Annotated in this window: 3 protein-coding genes; 1 reads left to right on the top strand and 2 read right to left on the bottom strand. The window is 66.3% G+C overall.

All coding sequences use genetic code 11. The features are described 5' to 3' along the window. Positions 1–112: 112 nt before the first annotated feature. Complete coding sequence (locus tag ABDW57_RS19510; RefSeq protein WP_343731839.1) at positions 113–2,569, top strand: prolyl oligopeptidase family serine peptidase; 2,457 nt, start codon at positions 113–115, stop codon at positions 2,567–2,569. 147 nt (positions 2,570–2,716) lie between these two features. On the opposite strand, the gene ABDW57_RS19505 is transcribed toward ABDW57_RS19510, so the two are convergent. Both ABDW57_RS19505 and ABDW57_RS19500 read right to left on the bottom strand, forming a co-directional pair. After that, positions 2,717–7,321, bottom strand: a complete 4,605-nt coding sequence (locus ABDW57_RS19505) for a translocation/assembly module TamB domain-containing protein (RefSeq protein WP_343731838.1) — start codon at positions 7,319–7,321, stop codon at positions 2,717–2,719. Then, positions 7,321–9,174 carry an autotransporter assembly complex family protein gene (locus ABDW57_RS19500; protein ID WP_343731837.1) on the bottom strand — a complete coding sequence of 618 codons (1,854 nt, stop codon included), beginning with the start codon at positions 9,172–9,174 and terminating at the stop codon, positions 7,321–7,323. The genes ABDW57_RS19505 and ABDW57_RS19500 overlap by 1 nt, the downstream gene beginning before the upstream one ends. Positions 9,175–9,211: the final 37 nt, after the last annotated feature.

Here is a 9,211-nt window from a genome sequence, read left to right as displayed (position 1 = left end):
AATCTGTCCGAATGCGAAAGCTTAAAACCGTGATTGTACGGCACTGATTGACAATCACGATCAGCATAAGCAAACTGGACTTTAGCAGCCCGTTCGGATCGAAAGGATCTCCATGAACAAACCATTACCTGTGCTGCCCCTGAATCTTGGCCTGATGGCCGCCTCGCCGCAAGCCGGCGCCCAGCAGGGCGGTTACCGCCTGCCGCCTGCTGCCTTGCAAGCCATCGTCGATGCGCCGCGCGCACCGGCATTGAGCTTGAGCCCTCAACGCAACATCGCCGCCGTGGTGCAAACGCCGCCGCTGCCCGGCATCGCCGAAGTGGCGCAGCCGGAATTGAAACTGGCCGGCTTGCGCATCAATCCGCGCACCTGTTCTTCCTCGCGTTTTTCGTTCGGCACCGACCTGTCGCTGCTGGAGGTGGGCACGCGCAAGGAGAGCCGCCTCCGCGGCTTGCCGCGCGGCCTGCGGCTGGCGGACCTGAGCTGGTCGCCGGACCAGCGCTACCTCGCGTTCACCCACGTCGCCTTGCAGGGCGAGCGTGGCTCAGTGGAGCTGTGGGTGCTCGATATCGCAGAACGCAAGGCGCGCAAGCTGTCGCCGCAGCCTTTGTCGGCGGTGCTCACGCGCGGCTTCAACTGGCTGCCGGACAGCAGCGGCCTGCTGGTGCATTGGCGCCCGGCCGGCATCGGCAAGCCGCCGGTGTCCAGCGGGATTCCTTCCGGACCGATAGAGCAGGACAGCACCTCGGACGGTCATGTGCGTCAGTTGCGCACCTATCAGGACCTGTTGAAGAACGAGGAAGACGCGCGCCTGTTCGAGTATTACATCACGGTGCAGATGGCCATCGTCGACCTGCATGGCAAAACGCGGCTGATCGGCGCGCCGGGGCAGTTCTCGCGCACCTCGATCGCGCCCAGCGGCGAGTACCTGCTCACGCAAAGCATCACGCGGCCATACTCCTACATCGTGCCGGCCTCCAGCTTTGGCGAAAAGCTGGAAGTGCGCGACATGCACGGCGACGTGGTGCACACGGTGGCCGATCTGCCGCTGGAGGAGGGTCTGCCGCCGGGGAATGACGCGGTGTCGGAAGGCGTGCGCCACGTGTCGTGGCGCGCCGATGCGCCGGCTGCGCTGGTGTGGGCGGAGGCGCAGGACGGCGGCGATCCTGCGCGCGAAGTGATCGATGGCATCCGCGATCTGGTGCTGATGCATGCGGCGCCGTTCCGCGAACCGCCGCTGGTGCTGGCGCGCCTCACCATGCGCTACGCCGGCATCGCGTGGGGCCGCGACGATGTGGCGCTGATCAACGAGCGTTGGCACAAGACGCGCGATTACAAGCAGTGGATGATCGCGCCGGGCCATTTGTCCACGCCGCCGGAACTGATCATCGCCGGCTCTTACGAGGACCGCTACAACAGTCCCGGTTCGCCGGTGATGCGCGCGGACGCGAATGGTTTCCCGCGTTTGCTGATTGGTCCAGGCACCACCGTGCTGCTGGATGGCGCGGGCGCCACGCCGGAAGGCGACCGTCCCTTTATCGACCGTCTGAGTCTGACCACGCGCCAGAAGGAACGCCTGTTCCAGAGCGCCGCACCGTATTTTGAAAACGTGGCCGCAGTGCTCAACGACGACGGCACGCTGCTGCTCACCACGCGCGAGTCGCCCACCGAGCGGCCGAATTACTATCTGCGCGATCTGACCAAGCCGGAAGGCGAGCAGCTGACCGCGCTGACCAACTATCCACACCCGACGCCGCAGCTGCGCGACGTGGTGAAGGAGCAGATCCGCTATCCGCGCAAGGACGGCGTGGAGCTGACCGCCACGCTGATGCTGCCGCCCGGTTACGACGCGGCGCGCGACGGTCCGCTGCCGATGCTGATGTGGGCTTATCCGCAGGAGTTCAAATCGGCCGGCGCGGCCAGCCAGACCACGGGTTCGCCGTACCGCTTCAACGCGGTCAGTTACTGGGGACCCGCAGTGTTCCTGGCGATGGGTTACGCGGTGCTGGACAATCCCTCGTTCCCTATCGTCGGCGCTGGCGACGAGGAGCCGAACGACACCTATCTGCCGCAGCTGGTGGCGTCAGCCGAAGCGGCGGTCGACGAGGTGGTGCGGCGCGGCGTGGCGGACCGTCATCGCATCGCCATCGGCGGCCATTCGTACGGCGCGTTCATGACGGGCAACCTGCTGGCGCATACGCGTTTGTTCCGTGCGGGGATTGCCCGCAGCGGGGCGTATAACCGCACCCTGACGCCATTCGGTTTCCAGTCCGAGGAAAGGCCATACTGGCAGGCGCGCGATGTGTATCAGTCCATGTCGCCGTTTAATTACGCGGACAAGATCAAGGATGCGCTGCTGCTGATCCACGGCGCGGAGGACAGCAATTCCGGCACCTTCCCGTTGCAGAGCGAACGCATGTTCCAGGCCATCAAAGGCCTGGGCGGCACGGCGCGGCTGGTGATGCTGCCGAACGAGTCGCACGCCTACCGCGCGCGCGAGTCCATCATGCAGATGCTGTATGAAACCAATGCCTGGCTGGAGAAATACGTGAAACACGCAACGGCGTAGAATGGGGGCAGTATTCCCGCCTGGAGTGACGATCATGAAATGTTTTCACCGCGCCCCCGATCCTGTCGTCCCTGTGGATGATCCCGCGCCGCCGAATGTGCCGCATCCGGCGCCGCAGGATGATCCGGTCCCGGATCACAATCCGAGCTAGTCAAACGCCCAGGTGTAGAGCACGTCCAGCGCGTTGTTGGTGCCGGTCTGGAACTGCAGCGTGATGCGCGGGTTCAGCTTGTATTTGAGCTTGACCAGACTGGTCGCGGTGCTGGCGCCCTGTTCAAAACTCAGATAGGCGCGCGCCGACAGGCGCTTGCCGACCGTGACCACGGTATTCTGCAGTCCCGTTGCCGCGCCGGCGGTCGAGGTGCCGGCCGCTTGTCCCACGCCCAGTTCATCCACGCCCAGCGCGCTGGCCAGCTTGCCCTGGCCGGCGCCGCCAAACAATGCGCCGGCGGCGGTGCTGAGCAGCGCCATGTCGTTGCCGGCCGTGTTGTCGATGCCGTGGCCCAGCACCAGCCACGCCAGCTTGTCGCTGTCGGAGACGGTTGGCGTGGACACCAGCTTGGCCTGCGGCGCCAGCGCGGTGCCGCGCACTTCCACGCCGGCTTCCACATTGGTTTCGCTGAGCGCTTCGCCTTCCGGACGACGGCGCACGGCCAGGATGTTCAGGCCCGGGTTGTCGTAGGCGCCGGTGAAGTTGATCACGCCGCGGTCGATCACCAGCTTCTGACCGTAGGCGGCGTAGGTGCCGTTCACCACGCGGATGCTGCCGTTGACGCGCGGCGGACGGCGGTCGGCCACGCGGATGCGCACGGCGCCGGCCAGTTGCGCTTCCAGCCCTTTGCTCTTGAGTGTGAAGTCGTTGCCGAGATCCGCCTCCACATCGATATTCAGCGGCATGCCTTGCGCGGCTTTGACCGGCGCCTTGCCTTTGCCGATGATAACCACGTCGTCGCTCAGCGTCGGCGTGTCGGCACCAGCCAGTTCGATGTTGGCGCGGTCGGCGCGGAATTTGCCGTCCAGCTGGAAGTGTCTGGCGTCGCGCGTCAGGGTGCTGGTGCCGCTGACGGTGAGGGTGCGGTCGGGGCGCGACAGCATTTCCAGCTTGTCGGCGCTGAGCTTGAGCTGCATGGTGGCTTCGTTGCTGGCGTAGCGTATCCAGCCGTCGGCCTGGGCGCGGCCCTGCGGTCCGTCGAAGGCCAGCTTTTGCAGTTGCAGCTGGTCGCCGGTGAGGTGGGCTTGCAACTGGCCGTTGCGCAGCTTGATGCCCTGGTCCAGCCAGTTGACGCTGAGCTTATCGCCGGTGATGTCGCCGTTCAGTTGGGGCGCGGCGATGGTGCCGGCGCCGGTGATGGCCATCTTCAGCGTGCCGTCGATTTCCAGGCCTGGCTGGCCCGCCAGCGGCGCCAGCCAGGCGAGGGAGCCCATGTTGGCGCTGCCGTTCAGGGTGAAGCTGCTGTCGTCGGCCAGGCGGCCGTTTTGCAGTTGGGCGCTGCCGTCGAGTTTCGCCTGGCCGGCGCGGGTGCCGTCGATGTTGAGTTGCACACGCAGGGTGCCGTCGGTGACGTCGGCGCGCGCGTCCAGCGTGCGCAGGCCGAGGGCTTGCGGCAGGTCGGCGCCGGTGATGGTGAGGTCGCCCTGTTCGCGGTAGACGTGGACGCCGCCGGCCAGGCTGCGGGTGGCCGCCTGCAGGTCGAGGCCCCAGTCGGCGCCGATGGTCATGGTGCTGCGGACGTTGTCGCGCCAGGCGTCGGAGAGTTGGGCCAGGTAGTTGACCGGCACGCCGGCGGCCTGGCCTTTGCTGCGCCAGGTGGCGCCGGTTTTTTCAAGATAGTCGATGCGCACGGAGCCGGCCGGCAGGTTGATGGTGGTGCTGCCCAGCGCGATCTGTTCCGGCTTGAGCAGGCCGGCCACGCCGGTGTCGTCGGGCGCGACCAGCTTCAGCGGCGCTGGCGCGGCCAGGGTGAGGGCGAAGCGGCCGCGGTTTTGCAGGGTGTCGATGGCGCCGGTCCAGGTGTCGTCGGCCCAGCTGCCCTTGACGCGGATGGCGGCATCGAAGTCCGGGTTGCTGGCGCTTAGCTGGATGACGTGCGCGGAGCGCGAGCCACTCGTCTGCAAGCGTGCCTTGTCGAGCGAGATGGCCGGCGACACGTAACGCGTGATCTCGATGTCGCTGACGAGCGGCACGTCGGCCATGATCTCCGTCCCAGCTCCTCGCCCGACCGCACCGCCGCGGGCTGCCACCGTGCTGCGCGACCCGCCGCCTGCTGCCGTCCCGGGCGTCGCGCCGCCAGCGGTCCCCGTTGCCGCGCTGTTGGCCATGGCGATGGTATTGCCTAGCGTTGCGCTGCCTTTGATGCTGCCGATTTCCTGCTGGCCGGGCGCGCGCAGGTTGCTGCCGTTGAGCGTCAGTGCCAAGGCAGGGCGTGCGCTGGTGCCGGACAAGGTGCCGCTGGCGCGCAATGCGCCGCCGAACTGCGGCCCGAGCGCGCCCAGTTGCGGCGCATCGAGCTTCCACTCCAGCTTATCGAGCGCGCTGCCAAAGCTGCCCTTGGCCGTCACACTGTTGGTCGCCAGATGCAGATCCACATCCGCATTGCCGATGCTGCCCTTGGATGCCGTCAGCTTCGCATAGCCCGACAGCGGCGCGTTGGCAAACGTGGACGGTTGCAAGGTCAGGTTCACGCCTGCGCGCCAGTCATCCGCCAACCGCGCTTCGGCGCTGAAGGTAGCGTTGATGGCGCCTGCCTGCGCGGCGCCAAACGCAGCAGGGTTTACGCGCTGGATGCCGCCGTTCAGTTTCACTTCCGGCGTGCCTTTGACTACCACCACATCGCCGGCCGCGCGAATCAAGCTATCCGATGGCCGCTTGGCGGAGGCGAAGCCCAGGCCTCTGGCATCCGCTTCAAAGCTGCTGCGCGGTGCGTCCATGCTGCCGGTGACCACGCCGCTGGCGGTGACCGCGCCCAGTAAATCGCTGCTGACCGCCGATAGCTGACGTGCGTCGATCTTCCAGCGCAGCTGCTCGCCCGGCGCGCCGAAATTGCCGCTGACGTCCGCCGTGTTTTGCGCCAGCGACAAATGCGCATCGACGCCGCTGATGTGGCGCGCATCGGCATTCAGCTTGCCGTTGCCGCTCAAGGCCTGGCCCATCAATTTGCTGCCCTTGATCTGGAAGGCTGCCGCCACTTGCCATGCCGGTGCCAGCACGCCGCTGGCATTGATGTCTGCGTTGAGGTCCGCAATCGGATAGCCGGTACCCAGCGCGGACGGGTCGAAATGGTCGGTGGTGATTTTAGCGCTGAAGGCCTGCTTGTCTTTCAGGCTGGCCTGGCCGGTGGCGGTGATGCTGCCTTTCTTCGCTTGCAGCCGGGCTTGATGCAGTTGCAGTTGAGCGTCGGCCAGCGTGGCTTGCAGGTCGAGGCGCAAGCCTTTGTCCGCCAGCGCGGCTGCCAGCGTTTGTCTGGTCGGCGTGCTGGCGAGCGTGATGTCGCCGGCGGCGGCGGTCTTGTTGATGCTGGTGTGGAGGTTCTTCAGATCGATGCGATCGGTGTGCAGCTTGAAGGTGGCGGCGTCAATGCCGGCCTCCAGGCCGCTGCGCTGGACCTTGCCGCCGCCGGTGAATTTGCCGGCCGGGCCGAGATCGAGCAGGACGTTGTCCAGCAGCGAGGTAGTGAGCGTGCCGTCCAGACGGCCGCTGAAGGCTTGCAGCGGCAGGCCGTCCTGATCGAGTGGCGCGGCTTTGCCCTGGTTGAGCAGGGCGAATTGGCCGGAGAGCTTTTGGTCTTTGGCGATGGCGGCGGTCAGCTTGAGACTGAATCTGGCTTGCGGCCAGCTGGCGTCGAAGCCGGCGGGATCAAGATCGCGGCCGGTCAGGTCGAGCGAGCGCAGAATGATGGCGTCAAACGGCGCCAGCGCGACTACCGCTTCGCCGCTTGCGCCATTCGCCGCGCCCTGCGCCTTCAGCGTCATCAGCGCGAGGTCGCCGCCCACCTGCACATCCACCCGCGCGCCGCCTGCCACCACGCCGCCTTTCGCCGCCGCGCCGGAGCCACCTGCCGCCGTGCCGCGCGCCGCAGCAGCACTTGCCGCCGTGCCGCCCGCAGGGGCGTACGTCAGCGTGGCCTTGCCTTGCAGCGCAAACGGCCTGGCGCCGGCAATGGTGGCTTCGGCCTGAATATCGCCAAACGCCGTGTGTGCCGCTGCTTGCTGCAGTCGCCACGCGCTGCGGTCGCCGTCGAGCTTGAAGCGCAGGCGTTCGATCACGTCGCTGCCTGCCTCGCTGCTCAAGGTCAGCTTGTCGAGCCGCCCGTCGGAGATGCTGAGCCGGATCGGCGAGGCCAATGACGCCGGCATCTTCGCCGGTTCGGAAGGCCCCATGCTCTGCACGACCAAGCTGCGCGCATGCAGCTCGCTGATCGTCAGCCCTTCCGAAAAATACTGCAACGGCGACCAGTTGATATCAATCTGCTCCGCCGTCACCACCGTGCTCTTGTCGCGGTACACCAGCTTATCGATATGCATGCGGTGATACAGCGAGCCCGATACGCCGCTGACCGCAATCTGCCCGCCGCTGGCATTCGAAATCCGCTGCACCAGCTGCTGCAAGGTCGACTCGCGCCCCAGCAGCCAGAACGCCCCTGCCAGCAACAGCAGCAGCGCGCCCAGCCCGATGGCGGCGCGGCGCGGCCAGCGGCGCTGTTGCGGCGCCGGCGCCGGTGCGCCGTCCTGTGAATGGTTGTTTTGCTCGTCCATCAGAAAGTGAACCCCAGCGAGAAGTGCAAGCGCGCCTTGTGCACGGCATGGCCATACGCGATATCGACATTGATCGGACCCACGGGGCTCTTCCAGCGCGCGCCGACCCCGTAGCCGGACTTGGGATGCAGGTCGCTGAACGAATCACCGGCATTACCGGCGTCATAGAACACCGCGGCGCCATACTGCGGCTTGAACCAGTACTGGTACTCGGCGCTGGCAGTCAGCAGGTAACGGCCGCCGGTGATCGCGCCATCCTGCGGCACGCCCAGCTCCTGGTAGCCATAGCCGCGCACTGACTGGTCGCCGCCGGCGCGGAACAGATACACCGCCGGCACGCCGCTCTTGTCGCGCGATGCCAGCGCGCCCGCCTCGCCGCGGAAAATCGCATTCGAACTGGTACCCAGCGGCAGATACGTCACACCGCGCAGATAGCCGCGCACGAACGCCTCGTCGGTCAGCACCGGCAACAGCGCACCGCCCAGTTGCGCATTCAGCGCATAGCCCTTGGTCGGGAATAGCAGGTTGTCCAGCTTGCGCCAGGTGACGCCGTACGTCAGCGGCAGGCTTTTGCTCTGGCTGGACGGGATGCCGCCGATGGTCTTGGTTTCAGTCAGCAGCTCCAGCGTCAGGCTGCGTTCGAGCAGCGGCGTGCCCCAGGTGCGTTTGCCGGCGAGGCTGGCCACGCTGGTTACCTCGCCCGAAATGTCGCTGCGCTCAAACGAGGCGCCGATGCTGTCGTTATAGCCTTCCGGCGTGATCGGGAAGTAGAAATTGCTGGTGGCAGTCTGCTTCTTGGTCTCCAGCGTCAGCGCGCTTTTCATGCGCAGACCGAACACCGACAAGTCGTCGTACGTGAGCGAGGCGCGGTTGCCGGTGTTGGTCGAGTAACCGATACCGGCGCTGACGTTCTTGCGCTTGTTCTCCACCACACGCACCAGCAGCGGCAGCGGCGCCATCGGCGCGGTGGCGTTTTGTTCCGGCGTCATGGCGGCAGCGTCCAGCTGCTCGTTGAGGATCGCGCTCATGTCCGCGCTGACTTCCACGCTGGCGAAATAACCGGTGTCCTGCAAGCGCGATTGATACGACTGCAGCGCCGCCTCGCTGTAGTAATCGCCGGGGTGGATCTGATTCAGGTTGCTGACCACCGAGGCGGGGTAGCGCTTCAAGCCCTCGATGCGCAGTTCGCCGAAGCGCATCTCCGGCCCGCTGTCGATCACCACCCGCAGGTTGGCCAGACGGGCCTCCGGGTCCACCGTGGCCTGGCTGTCCACCAGCTGCGCGCGCGGATAGCGCGTCTGCACCACCGAGCGCAAGGTGCTGCGCTTGGCCGTCTCCCAATCCTCCTGCCGGAATACCGCCCCTTGCTTCAGCGGCCAGGCGGTCTTCAGCGCGTTGACGTCGAACTGCTTGTCGGCCGGCTGATCCGGGTTGGCGGCAAAGCCCTGCAGCGTCAAATCGACTGCGCCGACCCGTACCGGCTCGCCCGGTTCCACCTTGACCAGCACCAGCGGCGTGCCGGTATCACGGTCCAGCCGCGCGCTCACCACCGGGGAATAGTAACCATCGGTGGCCACCAGGGTGCGGATCTGCTCCGGCGCCACCCGCACCAGCCGCTGCAGCTGTTCGCGGTCCATGCGGTCGTTGCCGCGGAAGCGCACCAGGTCGAGGTTATGCTCCAGCAGCTGGCGCACGTCGCCGGGAGCGTCGATGCGCACCTCGTATTTCAGGCCGTCCGCCGCCTGTACCGCCACGCTCAGTACGGCTGCGCCGAGGCCGGCGGACCCTTTTGCCACAACTTGTGCCAAAATTCGTGATCCTGTCCATTTTTTTGCTGGCGATGCCGGTAACATGAAACTCCAAGTAGATGTGCGCTAGGCGCATGTTACC

The sequence above is a fragment of the Duganella sp. genome, from assembly GCF_039595735.1.
In the GTDB taxonomy this organism is placed as follows: Bacteria; Pseudomonadota; Gammaproteobacteria; order Burkholderiales; family Burkholderiaceae_D; genus Rugamonas.
The sequence above is the reverse complement of the archived record's forward strand: the minus strand, read 5'-3'. Positions and strand labels throughout refer to the sequence as shown.

Excerpts from the sequence above, each read along its gene's own strand:
- ABDW57_RS19510 (WP_343731839.1), top strand. The coding sequence starts at position 113 with ATGAACAAACCATTACCTGTGCTGCCCCTGAATCTTGGCCTGATGGCC.
- ABDW57_RS19505 (WP_343731838.1), bottom strand. The coding sequence starts at position 7,321 with ATGGACGAGCAAAACAACCATTCACAGGACGGCGCACCGGCGCCGGCG.
- ABDW57_RS19500 (WP_343731837.1), bottom strand. The coding sequence starts at position 9,174 with ATGTTACCGGCATCGCCAGCAAAAAAATGGACAGGATCACGAATTTTG.